The organism is Sulfitobacter sp. AS59, assembly GCF_038899995.1.
Lineage (GTDB): Bacteria > Pseudomonadota > Alphaproteobacteria > Rhodobacterales > Rhodobacteraceae > Sulfitobacter.
This window is the reverse complement of record NZ_JBBMQK010000004.1, coordinates 203,700-223,454: the sequence shown is the minus strand read 5'-3', so window position 1 is coordinate 223,454 and position 19,755 is coordinate 203,700. Positions and strand designations below refer to the sequence as shown.

Annotated in this window: 22 protein-coding genes and 1 pseudogene; 9 read left to right on the top strand and 14 right to left on the bottom strand. The window is 57.7% G+C overall.

The genetic code is table 11. The features are described 5' to 3' along the window. The first annotated feature begins 24 nt into the window (after positions 1 to 24). From nth to WNY39_RS11180, 3 genes are read left to right on the top strand one after another with little or no spacing between them, the layout of a single operon-like run. A complete protein-coding gene (gene nth, locus WNY39_RS11190; RefSeq protein WP_341233162.1) occupies positions 25 to 669 on the top strand; it encodes an endonuclease III in 645 nt (214 codons plus the stop codon). Next, positions 666 to 1,655: an adenosine kinase gene (locus tag WNY39_RS11185; RefSeq protein ID WP_342845632.1), complete on the top strand. Its 990-nt coding sequence runs from the start codon at positions 666 to 668 to the stop codon at positions 1,653 to 1,655. Before nth ends, WNY39_RS11185 begins: the two co-directional genes overlap by 4 nt. A gap of 3 nt (positions 1,656 to 1,658) precedes the next feature. Next, the gene (locus WNY39_RS11180) at positions 1,659 to 2,252 is read left to right on the top strand and encodes a GNAT family N-acetyltransferase (RefSeq protein ID WP_342845631.1); all 594 of its coding nucleotides are present in this window, start codon (positions 1,659 to 1,661) and stop codon (positions 2,250 to 2,252) included. A gap of 31 nt (positions 2,253 to 2,283) precedes the next feature. Here the strand turns inward: WNY39_RS11180 and purU are convergent, their stop codons facing one another. Then, a complete protein-coding gene (purU, locus tag WNY39_RS11175; protein ID WP_342845630.1) occupies positions 2,284 to 3,168 on the bottom strand; it encodes a formyltetrahydrofolate deformylase in 885 nt (294 codons plus the stop codon). A 196-nt stretch (positions 3,169 to 3,364) separates the two neighbouring features. Continuing rightward, positions 3,365 to 3,862, bottom strand: coding sequence for an RNA pyrophosphohydrolase (locus WNY39_RS11170; protein ID WP_342845629.1), 498 nt, complete (start codon positions 3,860 to 3,862; stop codon positions 3,365 to 3,367). Positions 3,863 to 4,012: 150 nt separating this feature from the next. On the opposite strand from WNY39_RS11170, the gene WNY39_RS11165 reads away from it, so the two are divergent. The 3 genes from WNY39_RS11165 to WNY39_RS11155 all read left to right on the top strand — a co-directional run bounded on the left by WNY39_RS11165 (position 4,013) and on the right by WNY39_RS11155 (position 8,098). Continuing rightward, positions 4,013 to 6,040 carry an NADPH-dependent 2,4-dienoyl-CoA reductase gene (locus WNY39_RS11165; protein ID WP_342845628.1) on the top strand — a complete coding sequence of 676 codons (2,028 nt, stop codon included), beginning with the start codon at positions 4,013 to 4,015 and terminating at the stop codon, positions 6,038 to 6,040. 62 nt (positions 6,041 to 6,102) lie between these two features. Continuing rightward, the gene (locus WNY39_RS11160; RefSeq protein WP_342845627.1) at positions 6,103 to 7,044 is read left to right on the top strand and encodes a zinc transporter ZntB; all 942 of its coding nucleotides are present in this window, start codon (positions 6,103 to 6,105) and stop codon (positions 7,042 to 7,044) included. Positions 7,045 to 7,192: 148 nt separating this feature from the next. Then, positions 7,193 to 8,098, top strand: a complete 906-nt coding sequence (locus WNY39_RS11155; RefSeq protein WP_341233155.1) for a LysR family transcriptional regulator — start codon at positions 7,193 to 7,195, stop codon at positions 8,096 to 8,098. A gap of 88 nt (positions 8,099 to 8,186) precedes the next feature. On the opposite strand, the gene WNY39_RS11150 is transcribed toward WNY39_RS11155, so the two are convergent. The 4 genes from WNY39_RS11150 to WNY39_RS11135 are packed head-to-tail and all read right to left on the bottom strand — an operon-like array spanning position 8,187 to position 11,124. Next, complete coding sequence (locus WNY39_RS11150) at positions 8,187 to 9,116, bottom strand: OmpA family protein (protein WP_342845626.1); 930 nt, start codon at positions 9,114 to 9,116, stop codon at positions 8,187 to 8,189. Next, positions 9,113 to 9,682, bottom strand: a complete 570-nt coding sequence (locus WNY39_RS11145) for a peroxidase-related enzyme (protein WP_342845625.1) — start codon at positions 9,680 to 9,682, stop codon at positions 9,113 to 9,115. The genes WNY39_RS11150 and WNY39_RS11145 overlap by 4 nt, the downstream gene beginning before the upstream one ends. Before the next feature lie 12 nt (positions 9,683 to 9,694). Beyond that, complete coding sequence (locus WNY39_RS11140) at positions 9,695 to 10,411, bottom strand: GNAT family N-acetyltransferase (protein ID WP_342845624.1); 717 nt, start codon at positions 10,409 to 10,411, stop codon at positions 9,695 to 9,697. Further along, on the bottom strand, positions 10,408 to 11,124 hold the full coding sequence (locus tag WNY39_RS11135; protein ID WP_342845623.1) for a molybdopterin-binding protein: 717 nt from the start codon (positions 11,122 to 11,124) through the stop codon (positions 10,408 to 10,410). The genes WNY39_RS11140 and WNY39_RS11135 overlap by 4 nt, the downstream gene beginning before the upstream one ends. Before the next feature lie 48 nt (positions 11,125 to 11,172). Between WNY39_RS11135 and sfsA the strand changes: the two genes are divergently transcribed. Both sfsA and map read left to right on the top strand, forming a co-directional pair. After that, a complete protein-coding gene (gene sfsA / locus WNY39_RS11130) occupies positions 11,173 to 11,877 on the top strand; it encodes a DNA/RNA nuclease SfsA (RefSeq protein ID WP_342845622.1) in 705 nt (234 codons plus the stop codon). Between the two features lie 60 nt (positions 11,878 to 11,937). After that, positions 11,938 to 12,753: a type I methionyl aminopeptidase gene (gene map / locus WNY39_RS11125; RefSeq protein WP_342845621.1), complete on the top strand. Its 816-nt coding sequence runs from the start codon at positions 11,938 to 11,940 to the stop codon at positions 12,751 to 12,753. On the opposite strand, the gene pssA is transcribed toward map, so the two are convergent. The 4 genes from pssA to WNY39_RS11105 all read right to left on the bottom strand — a co-directional run bounded on the left by pssA (position 12,750) and on the right by WNY39_RS11105 (position 16,013). Further along, complete coding sequence (pssA, locus tag WNY39_RS11120) at positions 12,750 to 13,511, bottom strand: CDP-diacylglycerol--serine O-phosphatidyltransferase (RefSeq protein WP_342845620.1); 762 nt, start codon at positions 13,509 to 13,511, stop codon at positions 12,750 to 12,752. The two genes, map and pssA, sit on opposite strands and share 4 nt — an antisense overlap. Then, the gene (locus WNY39_RS11115; RefSeq protein ID WP_342845619.1) at positions 13,512 to 14,177 is read right to left on the bottom strand and encodes a phosphatidylserine decarboxylase; all 666 of its coding nucleotides are present in this window, start codon (positions 14,175 to 14,177) and stop codon (positions 13,512 to 13,514) included. 79 nt (positions 14,178 to 14,256) lie between these two features. Then, positions 14,257 to 14,808 (bottom strand): 16S rRNA (guanine(966)-N(2))-methyltransferase RsmD, encoded by a 552-nt coding sequence (rsmD, locus tag WNY39_RS11110; RefSeq protein ID WP_342845618.1) that lies wholly within the window; start codon positions 14,806 to 14,808, stop codon positions 14,257 to 14,259. Next, complete coding sequence (locus WNY39_RS11105; protein WP_342845617.1) at positions 14,805 to 16,013, bottom strand: FAD-dependent oxidoreductase; 1,209 nt, start codon at positions 16,011 to 16,013, stop codon at positions 14,805 to 14,807. The genes rsmD and WNY39_RS11105 overlap by 4 nt, the downstream gene beginning before the upstream one ends. Positions 16,014 to 16,107: 94 nt before the next feature. Here WNY39_RS11105 and WNY39_RS11100 point away from each other — a divergent pair, with 94 nt between their 5' ends. Then, on the top strand, positions 16,108 to 16,596 hold the full coding sequence (locus WNY39_RS11100) for a peroxiredoxin (protein ID WP_342845616.1): 489 nt from the start codon (positions 16,108 to 16,110) through the stop codon (positions 16,594 to 16,596). A 259-nt stretch (positions 16,597 to 16,855) separates the two neighbouring features. Here the strand turns inward: WNY39_RS11100 and WNY39_RS11095 are convergent. The 4 genes and pseudogenes from WNY39_RS11095 to WNY39_RS11080 form a co-directional block, all read right to left on the bottom strand. Beyond that, a pseudogene (locus WNY39_RS11095) lies at positions 16,856 to 17,143 on the bottom strand (4a-hydroxytetrahydrobiopterin dehydratase); the annotation flags it as partial. Continuing rightward, positions 17,140 to 18,327, bottom strand: coding sequence for a GNAT family N-acetyltransferase (locus WNY39_RS11090; protein WP_342845615.1), 1,188 nt, complete (start codon positions 18,325 to 18,327; stop codon positions 17,140 to 17,142). The pseudogene WNY39_RS11095 and the gene WNY39_RS11090, both read right to left, overlap by 4 nt. Positions 18,328 to 18,377: 50 nt before the next feature. Beyond that, positions 18,378 to 19,139 carry a glycerophosphodiester phosphodiesterase family protein gene (locus tag WNY39_RS11085; protein ID WP_342845614.1) on the bottom strand — a complete coding sequence of 254 codons (762 nt, stop codon included), beginning with the start codon at positions 19,137 to 19,139 and terminating at the stop codon, positions 18,378 to 18,380. Beyond that, complete coding sequence (locus WNY39_RS11080) at positions 19,136 to 19,594, bottom strand: RidA family protein (RefSeq protein WP_342845613.1); 459 nt, start codon at positions 19,592 to 19,594, stop codon at positions 19,136 to 19,138. The genes WNY39_RS11085 and WNY39_RS11080 overlap by 4 nt, the downstream gene beginning before the upstream one ends. Positions 19,595 to 19,755 lie beyond the last annotated feature (161 nt).

Below are 19,755 nucleotides of genomic sequence, written 5' to 3'. Positions count from 1 at the left end.
AAAAATCCCCCCATACCAAGGCACATGGCCAAACCCCTTGATTATCATACCATCCGAGAGATCTTTACCCGGTTTCAGGCAGCAGATGCCGAACCAAAGGGTGAACTGGATCATACAAATGTATACACTTTGCTGGTTGCCGTGGCGCTGAGCGCGCAGGCAACTGATGCAGGGGTAAACAAGGCCACGAAATCCCTGTTTCAGATCGTCGAGACGCCCCAGCAGATGCTTGACCTTGGGCTGGAGGGACTGACGGATCACATCAAATCCATTGGTCTGTTCCGCCAAAAAGCCAAGAATGTCATGAAGCTAAGCCAGATTTTGGTAGATGACTATGACGGCATCGTGCCAAACAGCCGCGCGGCCCTGCAATCGCTGCCCGGTGTCGGGCGCAAGACGGCAAATGTGGTTTTGAACATGTGGTGGCATTACCCCGCCCAAGCCGTCGATACGCATATCTTTCGCGTGGGCAACCGCACGCGCATCTGCCCCGGAAAAACGGTTGATGCGGTTGAACGCGCCATAGAAGACAATATTCCCGTTGATTTTCAACAACACGCCCATCACTGGATGATCTTGCACGGTCGGTATCACTGCAAAGCGCGCAAGCCGCTGTGCAGAACCTGCATCATCCGCGATCTCTGCCCCTACGAGGACAAAACTGAATGACCCAATATGAAGTGGTTGGTATCGGCAACGCCGTTGTCGATGTAATCTCGCATGCCGATGATGCGTTTCTTGGCGAAATGAACATCGAAAAAGGCATCATGCAGCTGATCGAGCGTGACCGCGCCGAAGACCTGTATGGCGCAATGAACGACCGCGTCCAAACCCCCGGTGGATCGGTTGCCAATACGATTGCCGGCATCGGCGCGCTTGGCCTGCCAACGGCGTTTATTGGCCGTGTGAACGACGATGATCTGGGCAAATTCTATGCGCAATCCATGATCGATGGCGGCACTGATTTCGTGAACGCCCCTGTCGCGGGCGGCGATCTGCCAACCTCGCGCTCGATGATCTTTGTATCCCCCGATGGCGAACGGTCGATGAACACCTATCTGGGCATCTCGACCGATCTGGGGCCTGCGGATGTGCCCGATGCTGTTGCCGGCTCGGCCAAGATTATGTTTCTTGAGGGGTATCTGTTCGACAAGGATCAGGGCAAGCAAGCCTTTCTTGAGGCATCACGCCTGACCCGCGCGGCGGGCGGCAAAGCTGGTATCGCGATTTCCGATCCCTTCTGCGTTGATCGTCACCGCGACGATTTCCTGCGCATGATTGCGGACGAGTTGGATTATGTCATCGGCAATGAGGCCGAGATCAGATCCCTGTTCGAAACCGATGATCTGGAGGAAGCACTGGCCAAAACATCCGCGATATGCGGCATGGTCGTATGCACACGTTCCGGCGATGGCGTCACGCTGATCCGCGAAGGAGAGCGCGTCGAAGTCCCCGTGACCAAGGTCACCCCCGTGGATGCAACAGGCGCGGGCGATCAATTCGCTGCCGGTTTCCTGTTTGGTATGGCCACTGGCCGTGATCTGGAAACCTGCGGCAAGATGGGTCACATTTGCGCGGCCGAGGTCATCAGCCACGTGGGCCCCCGCCCACAAACCGACATGATGACCCTATTCAAAGAACAAGGGCTGGTGTGATCAATGCTGACTGATGGATATCACGACGTGCCGGATGGCAAACTGGCGATGGTTGTGACCCATCTTGAGATGCGTGCGGCACCCGTTATGCGGCCTATGGAATTGCCCGATGGCGTATCTCTGCGACAGGTCACGCCGACGGTGGAATGGTACCGTGACGTCTTTGACCGGGTTGGCGCACAGCATTGGCTGTGGTTTTCGCGGCTGAAGATGTCTGACGCTGATCTGGCTGCAATTCTGACAGATACCGATAGGGTCTATTATACCCTTGGCAAAGACGGCCAGGACGAAGCCCTGCTTGAGCTGGATTTCAGCCCGTCGGGCGAATGCGAGCTGGCGTATTTTGGCCTCACCCCAAAACTGATTGGCGCAGGCGCAGGTCGCTACCTCATGAACCACGCGATTGCCACCGCGTGGTCGCGGGACATCACCCGTTTTCACCTGCACACCTGTACCATCGACAGCCCGCAGGCCTTGGCGTTCTATCTTCGTAGCGGGTTTACCCCGTACCGCCGCCAGATCGAAATTGCTGACGATCCACGGTTAACGGGCCTGCTGGACAGCGACGCTGGCCCCCATGTGCCGATCATCGGTTAACGGGCCACGGCACCGCCAGCGCTGCTGGTGATTACCCCATCCGTTCCGATGCATATGATCCGGGCGAGGCGGGGAACACGACGGTCTTGTTGCCGTTCAAAAACACCCGGCGGTGGATATGCGCGTGGATGGCACGGGCGAGTACCTGACTTTCCACATCGCGGCCCAATGATACGTAATCATTGGCCGATTGGGCATGGGTCACACGCACGATATCCTGCTCGATAATCGGCCCTTCATCCAGATCGGCGGTCACGTAATGCGACGTCGCACCGATCAATTTGACCCCACGCTGGAACGCCTGCTTGTAAGGGTTCGCACCCTTAAAGCTGGGGAGGAACGAGTGGTGAATGTTGATGATCCGCCCCGACATTTTCTGGCACATCTCGTCTGACAGAATTTGCATATAGCGCGCCAACACGATCAGCTCCGCCCCTGCCTCTTCGACCACCGCCATGATCCGCGCCTCGGCCTCGGCTTTGTTCTCGGGCGTCACCTTGATGCAGTGGAACGGGATGTCGTTGTTCACGACGACCTTTTGATACTCCATATGGTTGGACACCACCGCAACGATATCAATGGGCAGCGCGCCAATGCGCCAGCGGTATAGCAAATCGTTCAGGCAATGCCCGAACCGCGATACCATAATCACGACCTTCATCTTTTCGGTCTGGTCATGGAAATCATAGGTCATGTTGAAAGGGCTGGCAGTGGCTGCGAAACCATCGGCCAACCGGTCCAGATCAACAACGTCGTCACTCTCAAAACTGACGCGCATAAAGAAATTGCCGGTTTCCTTGTCGTCGAACTGGGCACTGTCGGTGATGTTACAGGCGTTATCGGCAAGGTAATTCGCAATCGCAGCGACGACCCCACGGGTCGAAGGACATGCAACGGTAAGAGCAAAGTTTTTCATGGGTTCAGGTCCAGTCAGAAAGGAAGCGGTACATGGCTTCGACGGGCCTGTGTTTCCCAAGCCGTTTGCGCGGTCAATAGACGCATATGCAAATGCCGCGCCAAAGCAGCACCACCCGTGCCTTTAAGCGACGCGGTGGTTTCCGATCATGCACAATGGGCGGCATTTGCTACGAAATAAGCAGTATGAAAACCGATCAGATATCAGCGGGTGTAATATGCGGGCGGAACGCCGCCACGACGGCCTGATAGACCTCGCGTTTGAACGGCACGATATTGTCGACCAGATCGTCAACAGGCAGCCAACGCCATTCTGAAAACTCTTGATGATCGGTTTCCAGATTGACCTCGGAATCCTCGCCGTGGAACCGCAACAAGAACCATTTTTGTTCCTGCCCGCGATAGCGGCCTTTCCAGATGTTAGGCACCAGATCATGCGGCAGATCATAGGGCAGCCAGTTGTCCGTCTGGGTCACGACAGACACGGAACTGGGCCCAATGCCGGTCTCTTCCTCAAGCTCGCGCAGGGCGGCGGCCTCGGCCTCTTCGCCTTTGTCGACGCCACCTTGGGGCATCTGCCAGGCATCTTGATCCCGGTCCCTGCGTTGCCCGACAAACACATGGCCATCGGCATTCATCAGCATCACGCCGACACAGGGACGATAGGGCAGTTTGGCGATTTCTTCGGGTGTCATGGCGGGGCCTTTGGGTTGTCTCGGTTCAGCGCGGGCCTATCACAAAAGCCCGCCCGATGTATATTGGCTTACGCAGCGTTGTGCGTGACAGATGCCAGCGCTTAAGATGAAGTCAGTCGCAACGTCCCCATCCTTCGAAAGGTTCGCCCCATGTCCGACTATCCACACCTGCTGGCCCCGCTTGATCTGGGCTTTACCACATTGAAAAATCGCGTGTTGATGGGGTCGATGCACACGGGGCTTGAGGAAACACAGGATTGGAACCGCGTCGCTGAATTTTACGCGACCCGCGCGCGTGGCGATGTGGGGTTGATGGTTACCGGCGGCATCGGCCCGAACCCCGAAGGGTCAGTGGCCCATGGTGCGGCGATGATGACCTCGCAAAAAGATGTCGATAACCACAGCATCGTCACCCAACGTGTGCACGAGGCGGGCGGTAAAATCGCGATGCAGATCCTGCATGCCGGGCGCTATGCGTTCAGCCCCGATTGTGTGGCCCCGTCGGCGATCAAATCCCCCATCTCGATGTTCGCGCCCAAGGAACTGGACGCAGAAGGCATCGAAAAACAGATCAGCGACATCGCCGCCTGCGCCCTGCGCGCCAAGCAAGCAGGCTATGACGGGGTCGAGGTGATGGGCTCCGAAGGCTATTTCCTGAACCAGTTTTTGGTCACCCACACCAACAAGCGCGACGATGAATGGGGCGGGTCCTATGAAAACCGGATGCGGCTGCCAGTCGAGGTGGTGCGTCGCGTGCGCGAGGCGGTCGGCCCCGATTTCATCCTGATCTACCGCTTGTCGATGATCGACCTGATCCCCAATGGATCAACGTTTGAAGAAGTCGTGCAACTGGCCAAGGCGGTCGAGGCCGCAGGTGCCACAATCATCAACACCGGCATCGGCTGGCACGAGGCGCGTATTCCAACGATTGCCACGTCCGTTCCCCGCGCCGCGTTCGCATGGGTTACAAAGAAACTGATGGGTCAGGTTGGCATTCCGCTGATCACCTCGAACCGGATCAACACACCCCAAGTTGCCGAAGACGTGCTGGCCGAAGGCTGCGCTGACATGGTGTCGATGGCGCGGCCCATGCTGGCGGATGCTGATTTCGTGGCCAAGGCGGCGGCGGGCAAAGCTGATCAGATCGCGCCTTGCATCGCCTGCAATCAGGCCTGTCTGGATCACACCTTTGGTGGCAAAATCTCGACCTGTTTGGTGAACCCGCGCGCCTGCTACGAGACTGAGCTGAAGGTAGAACCGACGATCGACGTCAAAACAATCGCGGTTGTCGGTGCTGGCCCTGCCGGTCTGTCGGCGGCCATCACAGCGGCTGAGCGGGGCCACAAGGTTACCGTCTTTGACCGCGCGTCCGAAATCGGCGGACAGTTGAACCTAGCCAAGCAGGTTGCGGGCAAAGAGGAATTCTGGGGCCTTGTCGATTGGTACCGCGCAATGGTCAAAGAACATGGCGTGACCGTCAAACTGAACACCGAAGTATCGGCCAATGATCTGGGTGACTTCGACGAGGTGATTATCGCCACCGGCGTCGTGCCGCGCGACCCACAGATACCCGGCCAAAACACCGGCAATGTCGTCAGCTATATCGACATCCTGAACGGCAAGGTGACCGCGGGCCACAAGGTTGCGGTCATCGGTGCGGGCGGTATCGGTTTTGACGTGTCCGAACATCTGGTCCACGACGGCGACAGCACCACCACGAACCTGCCCGAATGGATGAAGGAATGGGGCGTTACCGACCCTGCCGACCATCGCAGCGGTCTGGCCCCCGAAGGCCCCCAACCCCACGCCCCTGCACGCGAGGTCACGATGTTGCAGCGCAAGGCCACGAAGGTCGGCAAAGGTTTGGGTAAGACGACAGGCTGGATTCACCGCGCGTCCCTGACCATGAAAAACGTCCAGATGATTGGCGGCGTGAATTACGAAAAGATCGACGCAGACGGTTTGCACATCAGCTTTGGCGAGGCCCGCGAGAAACCTCAGCTGATCGAGGCGGATACGATTGTGCTTTGCGCAGGTCAGCTGTCGGATCGGTCCCTTGCAGACGCGCTTGAGGCGAAAGGCATCCCTTGCCACGTTATCGGCGGTGCCGATGTCGCGGCAGAGTTGGACGCGAAACGTGCGATTAATCAGGGAACAAGGCTCGCCGCGGCGCTGTGATATTGCCCTTGGGCCGATAGGGTGCGAAACTTTGCTTTCAAAAGCAGTTAGAAAGCGGACCCATGCCCATTTGCGTTTTTGATATCTATCCCGATGGCACCGCGACAGTGCCGACGGACACCAATCTGACGGGTCCGGGTGCCTATCGGTGGTGGCATTTCGATCTGACGGACGAGATGCTTGAACCTTGGGCACGCGAAAACCTGCATGACATCCCCGCCGGATCGTTGGTTCAAAAACAAACGCGCCCCCGCTGTGACCAGTTCACCGGCGGGCTGATCCTGAACCTGCGCGGCATCAACATGAACGAGGGACAGGCCGCCGATGAAATGGTGTCGGTCCGCATGTTCATCGAATCCGACCTGTTGATCACCGTCCGCCGGAAGAGAGTATTCGCCCTCGAAGCAATCCGCCGATTGGCCGAAGCGCAAAATGCCCCGCCCAGCCCAGCCGTGTTTCTAGAGGATCTGGTGGGTCGGCTGACCCGGCGGGTTCAGGAACATGTCGAAGGCATCGATGAACAAACAGAATTCTTTGAAGTGGATTTGGAGGACAAAGACACGCCAATGCCACGCGAATTGCCTGAAATCCGGCGCAGCGTGATCCGGCTGCGGCGCTATCTTGATCCGCAACGCGCAGCACTTAGCAAACTAGCCGCCCTTGATATCCCCCTGATCCCCGAGAACAGCCAGCTTGAACTGCACGAACAGGCAAATAGCGCGCTGATCGCGGTTGAGGAATTGGACGAGCTGCGAGACCGTCTTGTGTCGGTGCAAGAAGAACATGACGTCCACGTTGCCCAACGCCAAGCGCGCCATGGGTATGTGCTCTCTGTGGCGGCGGCCCTGTTTCTTCCGTTGGGATTTATCACCGGATTGTTTGGCGTAAACGTCGCAGGCATGCCCGGCATTCATTCCCCTTGGGCCTTTGCATTTTTATGTCTGGGTATCACCGTGCTGGCGGTCTTGATGTTCGCGTTGCTTAGAAAGCTGCGGTGGATCTGAAACGCCTGAGAATGCGCGTAACTTGCGATTGTTTCCCTGACGCAAACAATCCACGCAATAACCTTTCTACTGACCCACCACTGCCGTGATCTTGCCCGATTTGACCCGCATATCTCTGCCAACTCAGATGATAGAAAAGGGGACGGCAATGGACCGCCTGACAGAAATGGAAGCATTCGCCACCGTCGTGGATCAGGGTGGTTTTACGGACGCGGCCAAGAAAATGGGCATCTCGAAGTCTGCCGTATCCAAACATGTATCCTCGCTTGAGGCACGCCTTGGCGCGCGCCTGCTGAACCGCACCACCCGCCGGGTCAGCCCCACGGAAATCGGCCTTGCCTATTATGACCGCGCCCGCCGCGTGTTGAATGACGCAGGCGAAGCAGATGCGCTGGTGACATCAATGCAATCCGCGCCCTCGGGCCTGCTGCGCATTTCGGTCGCAACGGATTTCGGGGTGAACCATCTGTCCCCCGCCCTGTCCGGTTTCCTTGAGGAATTTCCAGACATCACCGTGAACATGGTTCTGAACAACCGCTACGTTGAATTGATCAGCGAAGGTTTTGATATGGCCGTCCGCATCGGAGAGTTGGAGGACAGCACCCTGCGCGCCCGCAAACTGACCGAGACGACTAAACGCATGATCGCGTCGCCGGGGTATTTCGAAAAATACGGCCGTCCTGAAAAGATCGACGATCTGAACGACCACAAGCTGTTGCACTATTCGAACCAATCCAGCGGAAACATGTGGAAACTGACCTCGCCATCGGGTGAAAAGCGGCAGGTGCGCACTGCCGGCTGGCTGTCTGTCAATGACGGGCAATCCCTGTTGAACGCCGCAGTTTCAGGCCTTGGCATCGCATATCTGCCCAGCTTTCTATATGCTGATGCGATGGCAAAGGGCCTTGTCGAAGATGCAATTCCCGAGCTGCCCTTGGAAACTCAGGGCATATATGCCGTTTACCCACCGGGCCGTTTTACCCAACCCAAGGTCCGCGCGTTCATTGATTTTCTAGCGCATGAATTTGCCGACAAAGGCCCGAACGACTGGTAAATCCACCCTGCGACGCAATCGACCCAAGCCAGATCAAATCAACCCTCGCTCACCGTCTAGGTAGCGGGGGTTTATCATTTCTTGAAGGTCAATCCCGCGACAACAAAACTGCCTCGACCCTGCGGTTATCCTCGCGCCCTTGCGCGGTCAGGTTTGATGCGACGGGGGCAAGATACCCCATACCTTCAGCCTCGATCTGGGCGGGGGGGATGTCGTATCTTTCGATCAATCTGTCACGTACAGCGGCAGCGCGACTACGCGACAAGGCAATGTTCGGCTGCAACGACCCAACGCTATCGGTATGCCCGACCAGCGCAATCCGGACCGTCGGCTGATCCTTTAGAAACGCGGCGAGCCGTTCAAGCGCACCTGCACCGGCATCGCCCAATGTGGCCGTACCCGACGTGAAATCCAGCCCGCCCAATACCGCATGCCCTTGGCGCAGCAACGCATCGGCCAGCGTGTTCCCATCCGCATTTGACGGTGGCACTTCGACACCACCCTCTGGCACCTGCGCGGCCTTTACGGCATCCGCCTGAATAATCTGCACATAGGCCGAAGATGCCGCCGTGCTGGCCAGCACAGTTACAATGGACGTCGGTGCCGACAACGGCCCCTGCACTGCGGTCACAAACTGATAGGACCGAATGTTGACGTACATATTCGGCCCCGGCAGCGTTTCGGTGGCAAAGCGAAAATCAAACCCGCCACAGGCGACTGCGCCGCAATCCAGCACGATGTCATACCCAGCCTCAGTCAGTTGTGACCGAAGCGGGCGCAGCACTTGCAAGGGCGTCAACCCTAACGCCTCAAGCCGCCACGCGGACCGCGCAATGTTCCCCTCAATAGTCACTGTATTCAGGGCACCGTCCGCAAACGGGCCAATCGGCGCTACATAGCTGTCAGGCCCCGTATTTCGCTCAACCGTTAGGCGCGCGGATTGCGGTAAAGACAGCTCTACCGCTGCGGCAGGCGTCGCAAAGGCCAGCAAAGCAAAAGCTGTGGCGCGCAGGATCATCTGAACTGCGCGTGATAGGCTTCGTTAGGTTTCATGTTGGTGGCGCTGGCCACACGGTTGGTCATGTTAAAGAACGCCGCGACCGATGCGATGTCAAAGATATCGCGGTCCGTGAAACCCACATCGCGCAGCGCCTGACGGTCGGCTTCGGTGGTTTTGGCGCTGGCCACGGTCAGGTTTTCCGAGAACTCAAGCATCGCTGTTTGGCGCGCATCCAGATCGGCGACACGCCAGTTCATCACCATCTGTTCGCCCAAGATCGGGTTGCCAGAAAGCTGCCGCACGGCAGCGCCATGCGCCGTCAGGCAATAGTAGCATTTGTTCACCGACGACACCACGACTGCGATCATCTCGCGCTCAAGCTTGGACAGGTTCGACGCGCCCAGCATCAGATCGTTATACATCGCGGTAAAGCTGTTCAGCTTGTCGATATCAAACGCGTATGTCTGCAAAACATTCGGGATCATGCCCAGCTTTTCCTGACACACGTCAAAGTATTTTTGCGTGGCTTCAGGCAGCGGATCAACCATCGGCAGATCAAGGGCGGTTGGGGCGTCTTTTGCCATCGGATGGCTCCTTTATTCAGCGGGTTGCCGATAATGATAGTCGCCCACATGGGCAAAGCCCAGCCCTTGATAAAGCCGGTTCGCGGGCACATTCGCCTTTGTGCAAAGAACCGCCACATGGGTCGCACCTTGGGCCTGCGCCCACGTGGCCGCGCGGCGCATCATCCACTTGCCCACGCCCATACCACGTTGATGTTCCAGCACCTCGACCGCATGCACCATGCACACGCCATCATGGATCGCGGCAAAGGCCACGCCACCGGGTTTTTCCTTCCAGCGCGACAATATCGCTGTCTTTTTCGCGGCGCGGCGCATCACATCGATGCGGGCCGGGCCAATGCCGCCCTTGGCCCAAATCTCGAGCATGATGGCCAGCGGTTCCCAAATCTCGAACGCGGTGACAGGGGGGATCGGCACGTCGGTCAGCCCTTCGACCGGCAGGATATAGATGTTCACGGGATCGATAATCTCGTATCCCCGCGCGGCCAGTTCAGCGTCCAGCGCATCATCGCCCTGCCGGATCATGAAAAGCGGCGTTTGGTTCATGGCGCGCATGGCCGTTTCGGCAACACTGACATCCGCGCCCGCGCTGGCCAGCGTCGCGGCCGAGGCACGTTTGCCCCCGCCTTGCCCATCGCGCAGGGTCCAGCCATTTTCTGTCCAGCGCCGCGCAGCGGGCCAGGTTTGATCAATCACCTCGTAAAGTTGGGGGATATCCGGTGCCGTCAAAATGCCGCCTCCAGCTTTTTCATAGCGGCGTCGATGTCAGCCTGATTGCTCCCCCGGATCACAATATGCGCGCCGTATTTGCCATCTTTTTGAAACGGGTATGATCCAATCGACAGCGTCGGATGATCCTTGGCGATCTGCCCCAGTGGGCCAGCAATATCGCCTTCGCCACGGTCGATGCGCATCGTCGCACTTAGCAACGGTGCGCCGCCGGTCAAGGTGGGCAGCACGGTGGCGACCATCGCCTCGAACACAGACGGAACCCCTGCCATCACATGCACATTCTCAAGCGTGAAGCCGGGGGCCGCTGAAACGGGGTTATCAATCAATATCGCATCATCAGGGATACGGGCCATCCGCAACCGCGCCTCGTTCAGCTCGGTGCCGGACCGCGCGTAATGCGCCGCCAGAATGGCGCGGGCGTCGTCGCGCACGTCGATATGTTTATCAAAGGCCGCTGCGATACAATCGGCGGTGATGTCATCATGGGTCGGGCCGATACCGCCGCTGGTGAACACCGTATCATAGGCTTTTGACATCGCCTGAACCGCCGCAATAATCGTGCCATGTTCATCGCCGATCATGCGGACTTCTTTCAGGTCGATCCCCACGCTGGTCAGTTGCCCCGCCAGATGGTGCATGTTGCTGTCGCGCGTGCGCCCCGACAAAATTTCGTCGCCGATCACAATCATGGCTGCGGTGGGGTTTGGCATGGGCCTGTCTCCTTGAGGGGGCTGTGATTGAGGTATAGGTCACACCCTATGCGCTTTCAAACTGAACTTGTCCCCGCCCGCCTGATCCGCCGTTACAAACGGTTTCTAGCCGATTGCACATTGGACGATGGCCGAGAGGTCACCGCCCATTGCGCCAACCCCGGATCAATGATGGGGCTGGCCGACCCCGGCATGCGGATTTGGCTGGAACCCAATGACGATCCCAAACGCAAGCTGAACTATGGCTGGCGCTTGGTTGATCACGAAAACGGGCATTTCACGGGTGTTGATACGGCCCTGCCCAACCGCGCGGTCAAGGCTGCGTTGATGGCGCGGCAAGTGCCTGCATTGGCAATGTATGAAACCGTCAGACCCGAGGTGAAATACGGTGAGAAATCGCGCATCGATTTTCTGCTGACACAGCCCGGCCTGCCCGACGCCTATGTCGAGGTGAAATCAGCGACCCTTTCACGCACCCCAAGCTTGGTGGAATTCCCCGATAGCGTCACTGCGCGCGGGGCAAAACATTTGGCTGAACTGGCCCAGATGGCGCGGGCGGGGCACCGTGCCGTTTTGCTGTATTTGGTGCAGCGTACCGATTGCACCGCGTTCTCTGTCGCGGGCGATATCGACCCCACCTATGCCGCCGCATTTGCCGCAGCGCGGGCCGCAGGGCTGGAAACATTGGTCATCGGTACCCATATCAGCCCTCAACAGGTGACTTTGGGCACTGAATTACCCCTAAAGGGTTGACCTGCACCGACCCTTGGACCATCCCGAACGAAACGACATAGACCTACGGAGATACCGGTGATGAATGAACACCGAGGACGCCAGACAAAAGACGGCATTCGCATTTACGACCCATCGGATTTCGCAGGCATGCATGCCGCGGGCAAGCTTGCCGCGCAGATTCTTGATGATATTGCCGCGCATGTTTTCGTGGGTCAGACAACCGGAGCCCTTGATGGCCTGATCACCCAGATGGTCGAGGACGCAGGGGCCAAATCGGCGACGATCGGATACAAGGGCTATCAGCACGCCAGCTGTATTTCGATCAACCATGTCGTCTGCCACGGCATCCCGGGTGACAAAAAGCTGAAAGACGGCGACATTCTGAACATCGACGTCACCGTGATTGTCGATGGATGGTTTGGGGATACCTCGCGGATGTATGTCGCGGGCAAATTGCCCCGCAAGGCCGAACGCCTGATCAACGTGACCCATGACGCCCTGATGCGCGGGATTGAGGCCGTGAAACCCGGTAACACCTTTGGCGATATCGGCCACGCGATCCAAAGCTTTGTCGAAAGCCACCGGATGAGCGTTGTAACCGATTTCTGCGGGCATGGTTTGGGCCGCGTTTTTCACGCCCCGCCCAATGTCTTGCACTATGGCCGACCCGGCACAGGGTCGGTTCTGGAACCGGGCATGTTCTTTACGATTGAACCGATGGTCAATCTGGGCCGCGCGGAAACCAAGGTTTTGTCAGACGACTGGACAGCAGTAACCCGCGACAAATCGCTGTCTGCGCAATTTGAACATTCCATCGGCGTGACCGAAACGGGGTGCGAAATTTTCACCCTATCGCCCGCCGGTAAATTTCATCCGACCTATTCCCAAGACTAAGCTTTGCGCTTGGCCATCTTGAGTTCGATCACAGCCCAAAGCACGCTGCCTGCATAGGCAAAGCAGCAAATCACAAGCGTGGCCCAAGGGAAACTGACCAAGCAGGCAATAAAGCTGGTGAAGGCGATCAGGAAATAGGTCACGTTGCTGCGCGAAAAGCTGACGGATTTAAACGACCATGTCGGGATGCGGCTGATCATAACCCAACCGACAAACACGATATAAAGACAGGCCAGCAAATCCGGCATCGCCGCACCGGGGCCAAATGCATAAGGCAAATAGATCGGCAGCATCACCAGCATCGCACCCGCTGGTGACGGCACGCCGGTGAAATATCCGCCATCATCCAATGGCGTCTTGGTGCGCGAATCCACGTTGAAACGTGCCAACCGCATCACGCAGCACACGGCGAATACCAGTACTGCCAGCCAGCCCGCGCGATAGAAGTCTTGCAGGCCCCAGAAATAAACCACCAAGGGCGGTGCCACGCCAAAGTTGACGAAATCCGCAAGGCTGTCCAATTCGGCACCAATTTTGCTATCGCTGCCCAGATAGCGCGCCGCGCGCCCGTCCATCCCGTCCAGAATACTGGCCAGCGCGATCAAAAACACCGCCAGCGGAAATTTATCCTCGGCCGCGAAACGGATCGCTGAAATGCCCGCGCAGATCGCCGCAATGGTCAGCATGTTTGGCAACAGCTGAAGCAGCGAAAATTCGGTCTTTGATTTATCTAGGGGCGCTGGGATTTTGTCGGGCATTTACGACAGCTCTGCCAATATGGTTTCGCCCGCCACCATGGTCTGGCCAATGCTGACCTTGGGTTCAACGCCTTGGGGCAGGTATACATCCACCCGCGATCCAAAGCGGATCAGACCAAAACGCTGGCCCGCCTGCGTGTGTGCGCCGGGCTTGGTAAAACAAACAATGCGGCGCGCCACGAGGCCCGCAATCTGCACCACGGCAATGTCACGCCCGTCGTCCATTTTGATACGCAGGCTATTGCGCTCGTTGTCCTTGCTCGCCTTGTCCAGCGACGCGTTAAAGAACTTGCCCGCACGATAGGCGATTTCGGTGATCTCACCGGCGACCGGCGCGCGGTTCACGTGGCAGTTAAACACGTTCATGAAAACGCTCACACGGGTCAGCGGCGTATCGGCCATGCCCAACTCGGCCGGGGGGATGGCGGGTTCAATCAGGGAAATGATGCCGTCGGCGGGGCTGATCACCAGATTGTCGCCCTTGGGCGTCACGCGCTCAGGATCGCGGAAGAAGTAGTAGCACCAAACCGTTGCCCCGACGCCGATCCAGCCCAGAAAGTCAGCCAGCAAAAACAGAACCAAGGTGATCGCGGCAAAGATCGCGACAAACTTGCGCCCTTCTGGGTGCATTGGTTTGATAAAGGTACTGGTCATGCTCAGGCTCATGGGGGCGTCTTTCCGTTGGAATAATTGACTAGCTCATAGGCGTAAGTAGGGTGAATGCAAAGCCTGAACAGTTTTTCGGTTAGCTCACGTTTAAAAAAGTAATCCAGGTGTCGCCATATTTTCTTTTGTCGATGCGGGTAAATCCGTCGGGCGGGTCCATCGCCGCGTTTTCTTCCCACACGATCATCGCACCCTTGGCCAGCCACCCACCGGCCAGCGCCTTGGCCAGTGCCGCCTGCCCCATCGCTTTGCCATAGGGGGGATCAAGGAACACCAGATCAAAGGGGGCCGCGATCCAACCGCCAAGCGTTGTGGCGTCCGACCGCATCAACGTTGTCTCGCCTTCGGCGCGCAGTTTCTTGATATTCTCGGAAATCAGTTTTTGCGCGACACGCCCGTTTTCAACAAACACCACATCGCGCGCGCCGCGCGACAGCGCCTCAAGGCCCAATGCGCCGGTGCCTGCAAACAGGTCCAACACATGCGCGCCGTTGATCACATTATGCGAGGCCAGCATCGAAAACAGGCTTTCGCGCACACGGTCAGAGGTGGGGCGCAGATGTGCATCTGCATCGCCTTTGCCAACCTCTGCCAGATGCGTGCCGCGCGATTTTCCGGCGATGATCCTCATGCTTTTAGCAGCGCTTTCAGGTCTGTTTCGGGATCTTCGATCAGCTCGGGCGCAGGGGATTTCCCCGCCTCGATCAGCCGTCGCCCGATCATGAACCCGCGCGGGTCATTCATGGCGTCCACGGCCAGCAGCTCGGCCCCTTTGTAGTACCAGAACGCGACTGAATCCTCATCCGTCCGTCGGGTAATCACACGATCATACCCTGTGTTCAGGCCCGCAATTTGCAATTTCACATCATATTGGTCAGACCAGAACCATGGCTTTGCCGCATATTCCTTGTCCGCGCCCATGATATTTTCGGCAACACATTCCGCCTGATCAATGGCGTTTGGCACCGATTCCAACCGGATGCGCGTGCCGCGATAGGGGAAAGACGTGCAATCCCCCGCCGCCCAGACATTCGGCGCTGATGTGCGCCCGTGGCTATCGGTTTTGATCCCGTTATCAATCTCGATCCCTGCCGCCTCGGCCAGCTCTGTCGCGGGGCCAATGCCTACACCGACGATCACGAAATCGACAGGCAGTTCCGACCCGTCGGACAGACGTGCCGCTGTGACATGGGTGTCGCCGATCAACCGCTCAAGGCCCACGCCCTCGCGGATGTCCACGCCGTGCGAGCGATGCAGATCACGGAAGAAATCAGATGTTTGCGGGGCCGCGACGCGCTGCAAGATACGGTCGCCCATCTCAACCAGGGTCACGTTCAGCCCCAGCTTGGCGGCGACCGATGCCGCCTCAAGGCCGATGTATCCCCCACCTACGATCAACACACGCGCGCCTTTGGTAAATCGCGGCCCCATCGCATCAACATCAGTCAAATCGCGCACCACATGCACCCCGTCCAATGCGCCGCCGATACTGGCGGGCAAACGACGCGGCACCGACCCGGTGGTCAGCACCAAGCTGTCATAGGGCATGTCATCGCCGCTCACGCGGATCGTTTGGGCCGCGGTATCAATGCTGTCGACATGGGTGCCCAGCATCAGATCAATATCATACTCGCCATAGAAGCTTTCGGGGCGCAGAAACAGGCGCTCAAGCGTCATGTCGCCCAGCAGATACGCCTTGGACAACGGGGGGCGTTGATAGGGCGGCACGGTTTCGGCACCGATCAGGGTTATCTTACCCCCAAAGCCGGAATTGCGCAGTTTGGCCACACATGATGACCCGGCCTGACCTGCCCCGATAACAACGACATGTCCCATGCTGCATCCCTTACTTAAAAAATCGGTTTCCCGCCTGCGCCCAAAACCTATATCTAAGCACAAGACAAACGCAATGACATGGAAGGTCAGACAGATGACGATTTCTCAAGGTGATATGCTACCCGATGCCACGCTGATGGAAATGGGTGCCGATGGCCCCGCGCCCGTGCAAATGGCGGACAAGGTAAAAAGCCGCAAAGTCGTGGTATTCGCTGTTCCGGGTGCGTTTACGCCCACATGCCATTCCGCACATGTGCCCAGCTTTATCCGCACCAAAGACCAGTTTGATGCCAAAGGCGTGGACGAGATTATTTGTATTTCCGTCAATGACCCCTTCGTGATGCAAGCATGGGGCGACGCGACGGGTGCTTCGGCTGCCGGTATTACCATGCTGGCCGACGGCAACAGCGCCTTTACCAAGGCAATCGGCATGGATTTCACCGCTGAACCTGTTGGCTTGATGGCACGATCCAAGCGCTATGCGATGCTGGTTGATGATGGCAAGGTCACACTGTTCCAAGCCGAAGAAAACCCCGGCGTTTGCGAAACCTCCGGTGGCGAGGCGTTGCTGGACAACATGTGATCTGAAAACAGTAGTAAAGATGGGCCGCCGGAGTGTTTTCCAGCGGCCCTCATATGTTTCAGCTTTTGTAAGTGCCATCTTTCAGCAAAGGCCAAGCTTCTGCATACGGCATTACATCTTCATGTTTTGACTTCCAATGAGCGTCAATTCCATCCCATCCGTTGCCCTTAAATACGTGGCCGCATTCAGGACAGACCTTAGAGACTGTGTTTTGGGTGCCGGTAGTAGTAGAGGCTTGCTTTTCGTTTACCGTGCCGAATAAACCATCCATCTTGCGCGCGAGCTTGGCATCCAGCGCGCTTAGCCCATCGCAATCATGGGTCGTCAGCGTCACGACCACCTTGCTGTACACATTTTCCCATTCCGGGTGATGGTTCCATTTTTCCGCCCAGATGGCCGCGCGGGTCATCCAGCCAAATGCATCCGCAAAATCGTTGAACTTGAACGTCTTGATGATGGCATCACGCCCGTCGACCATTTCCCAGCCTGTCGCAAACAAGGGGGCGAGCACGGTTTTCCGGGTCTCTTCGCTTAATTTTTCGCTCATTGTTGTTCCTCAATATTTACCCGCTTAAACGGGCCATAATCTGTCAGTATGTCGATATCGTGATCTACGGCGGCACGTTCTTGCTGCAGGTAATCCCCCACGGCGCGGGCAAAGCCCTGATCGCGCATCCAGTGCAGTGACCATGTTGCGGTGGGCAGATAGCCGCGTGCCAGTTTGTGTTCGCCTTGGGCTCCTGCCTCTACGCTTGCCAGCTTCATGTCGATTGCGATGTCGATTGCGCGATAATAGCACAGTTCGAAATGTAGGAACGGGTGGTGCTCGTTGCACCCCCAGTACCGCCCATATAACGCGTCAGCCCCGACAAAGTTCAGCGCGCCGGCGACCCACCGCCCATTACGCCCTGCCAACACCAACGCCATGTCATCGCGCAGGGTTTCCTGAGCGATATCAAAGAACTGGCGCGTCAGATAAGGTGTGCCCCATTTGCGCGCACCGGTGTCTTGGTAAAACTCCCAGAACGCATCCCAATGTTCAGGCTCGATCTGGTCGCCGGTAAAAGTTTCAATCGTCCCGCCAAAATCCTGCGCTTGCAGCCGTTCCTTGCGGATGTTTTTGCGCTTGCGCGAGCTGAGCGTGGCAAGAAAGCCGTCGAAGTCCGCATAGCCGTGGTTTTGCCAATGGAACTGCTGGCTTTTGCGCGCCATCAACCCCAATTCTTGCGCCGCCATCGCCTCGGCCTCGGTGCAAAAGGTGATGTGTAATGACGACAGCCCGTTGTTGTCGGTCAGTTGCACGGCACCTTGTATCAACGCCGCCATGCCTGCGTCCTCAAAACCCGGACGGGTTAGAAAACGGCGACCGGTGGCGGGGGTGTGCGGCACGGCAATTTGCAGTTTCGGATAATACCGACCACCCGCACGTTCCCACGCATGGGCCCAGTTGTGATCAAAGATATATTCGCCTTGGCTGTGGGATTTCGCATACATCGGCGCCACCCCGATGATCTGCCCGCCAATCGACGCAGCTAGGTATTGCGGCTGCCAGCCCGTGCCGGGGCCAACGCTGCCGCTGTCCTCCATCGCGGATAGGAAACGGTAGGTGGTGAACGGATCATTTGGCCGCCCGCCTGATGCGGCTTCGGGGCAGGCGCAGGCATCCCAGTCGGCCTGGCCAATGTCTGCAATCTCGGGGAATATTCGAATTTCGACTTCTTGCGCGCTCATGAAGGTGTCCCGGTTGCCATGGGTTGTATCTGTGGCCGAAACGCCGGGGTTCAAGCGGTCAGCAACGCATCATAGCCCTCGAAAGTGATATTATCGGCATAGTGTCGCGCCGTCGCTTCGATTTCGGCGCTGCGCACTGTCCAACAACACACCATCGCGCCCGCCTTGCGTAGGGCTGCCACACGCGGTCGCGACAGATCATCAACCTCGTGACTGATGAAACATGCGCCGGACCGGTCATAATCGGGTAACTCACGCAGATGATCGCAGGTCGCCCGCGATAGCGGCCAATCGGCATAGCGGTAGGCACTGGTGACAATGCCGCGCGGCACCTGTGGCACAAGCTGCGCCATCAAGGCCACGGAATTTGGATTGAACGACATCACCGCCACATCGCCCTCATAACCCTGCAACGCTTGGGCTGTCATCTTTTCCAGCGGACCGATGTTTGCGCCCATGGCACCGTCTTGATCCTTGACCTCGACCAGCAACGGAACACGCCCGCCGATCAGCGTCAGGATTTCTGGCAAGGTGTGTATCGTATCGGTGCCGCCCTTCAGCGTGATCTGTGCCAGCTCGGCCGCGGTGCGTTGCTGGATCGGTCCTGTCTCGGCCGTCAGACGATCCAGCGCATAGTCATGAAAAACCATCGCTTGCCCGTCGGCGCTTAGCTGCACATCCAATTCGATACCATAGCCGCGTTCAATCGCAGCGCTGAACGCGGTCGGGCTGTTTTCAGGCCGTCCCGCGTTCAGATCATGAAAGCCCCGGTGGGCAAAAGGTGCTTTTACAAGGGCTGCTGGAAAGGTCATGCGATCTCGAAAATGCCTTCGATTTCGACGGCGACGCCCAGTGGCAAGGACGCGGCAGATACCGCAGAACGTGCATGCCGCCCTGCATCACCTAGGGCCTCGACCAGAAAGTCAGACGCGCCATTGATCACCTTGGGCTGGTCGGTGAAATCGGCAGTAGAGTTCACAAAACCGGTCAGCTTCACCACGCGCACCAGACGTTCGATATCGCCATCACAGGCGGCTTTGACCTGCGCCAACAGGCTGATCGCACAGGTTTTGGCTGCCGCCGCACCGGCATCAACATCCATCGTATCGCCCAGCTTGCCCAGAATCAGGCCATCAGGTCCGTTCGATATCTGGCCAGAGATATAGACGATGTTCCCCGTCTTGACGAAAGGCACATAGTTGGCCGCAGGGGCAGGCGCGTCTGGCAATGTGACACCTAAATCGCTGAGACGTTTGGTGATGCTCATGGGTTTCTTCCTTTGAAATCAGATATGTTTGCGCGACAGGTTAACGCTGCGACGGCCAAACGGAAAGGGGGCATTCACGCAGCGAAATCCACGGTTTTCCGGGGTGGCAGGGATCATGTAATGATATGTTGCCAATTACATGTACTGCCCCCATAACGTGC

Coding starts and splice junctions, on each gene's coding strand:
- WNY39_RS11085 (WP_342845614.1), bottom strand. CDS start 19,139: ATGACCTTTCCAGCAGCCCTTGTAAAAGCACCTTTTGCCCACCGGGGC.
- WNY39_RS11160 (WP_342845627.1), top strand. CDS start 6,103: ATGCCCATTTGCGTTTTTGATATCTATCCCGATGGCACCGCGACAGTG.
- map (WP_342845621.1), top strand. CDS start 11,938: ATGAATGAACACCGAGGACGCCAGACAAAAGACGGCATTCGCATTTAC.
- nth (WP_341233162.1), top strand. CDS start 25: ATGGCCAAACCCCTTGATTATCATACCATCCGAGAGATCTTTACCCGG.
- rsmD (WP_342845618.1), bottom strand. CDS start 14,808: ATGAGGATCATCGCCGGAAAATCGCGCGGCACGCATCTGGCAGAGGTT.
- WNY39_RS11135 (WP_342845623.1), bottom strand. CDS start 11,124: ATGCCAAACCCCACCGCAGCCATGATTGTGATCGGCGACGAAATTTTG.
- WNY39_RS11155 (WP_341233155.1), top strand. CDS start 7,193: ATGGACCGCCTGACAGAAATGGAAGCATTCGCCACCGTCGTGGATCAG.
- WNY39_RS11105 (WP_342845617.1), bottom strand. CDS start 16,013: ATGGGACATGTCGTTGTTATCGGGGCAGGTCAGGCCGGGTCATCATGT.
- WNY39_RS11165 (WP_342845628.1), top strand. CDS start 4,013: ATGTCCGACTATCCACACCTGCTGGCCCCGCTTGATCTGGGCTTTACC.
- WNY39_RS11185 (WP_342845632.1), top strand. CDS start 666: ATGACCCAATATGAAGTGGTTGGTATCGGCAACGCCGTTGTCGATGTA.
- WNY39_RS11150 (WP_342845626.1), bottom strand. CDS start 9,116: ATGATCCTGCGCGCCACAGCTTTTGCTTTGCTGGCCTTTGCGACGCCT.
- WNY39_RS11115 (WP_342845619.1), bottom strand. CDS start 14,177: ATGAGCCTGAGCATGACCAGTACCTTTATCAAACCAATGCACCCAGAA.
- WNY39_RS11145 (WP_342845625.1), bottom strand. CDS start 9,682: ATGGCAAAAGACGCCCCAACCGCCCTTGATCTGCCGATGGTTGATCCG.
- purU (WP_342845630.1), bottom strand. CDS start 3,168: ATGAAAAACTTTGCTCTTACCGTTGCATGTCCTTCGACCCGTGGGGTC.
- WNY39_RS11180 (WP_342845631.1), top strand. CDS start 1,659: ATGCTGACTGATGGATATCACGACGTGCCGGATGGCAAACTGGCGATG.
- WNY39_RS11170 (WP_342845629.1), bottom strand. CDS start 3,862: ATGACACCCGAAGAAATCGCCAAACTGCCCTATCGTCCCTGTGTCGGC.
- pssA (WP_342845620.1), bottom strand. CDS start 13,511: ATGCCCGACAAAATCCCAGCGCCCCTAGATAAATCAAAGACCGAATTT.
- WNY39_RS11080 (WP_342845613.1), bottom strand. CDS start 19,594: ATGAGCATCACCAAACGTCTCAGCGATTTAGGTGTCACATTGCCAGAC.
- WNY39_RS11100 (WP_342845616.1), top strand. CDS start 16,108: ATGACGATTTCTCAAGGTGATATGCTACCCGATGCCACGCTGATGGAA.
- sfsA (WP_342845622.1), top strand. CDS start 11,173: ATGCGCTTTCAAACTGAACTTGTCCCCGCCCGCCTGATCCGCCGTTAC.
- WNY39_RS11090 (WP_342845615.1), bottom strand. CDS start 18,327: ATGAGCGCGCAAGAAGTCGAAATTCGAATATTCCCCGAGATTGCAGAC.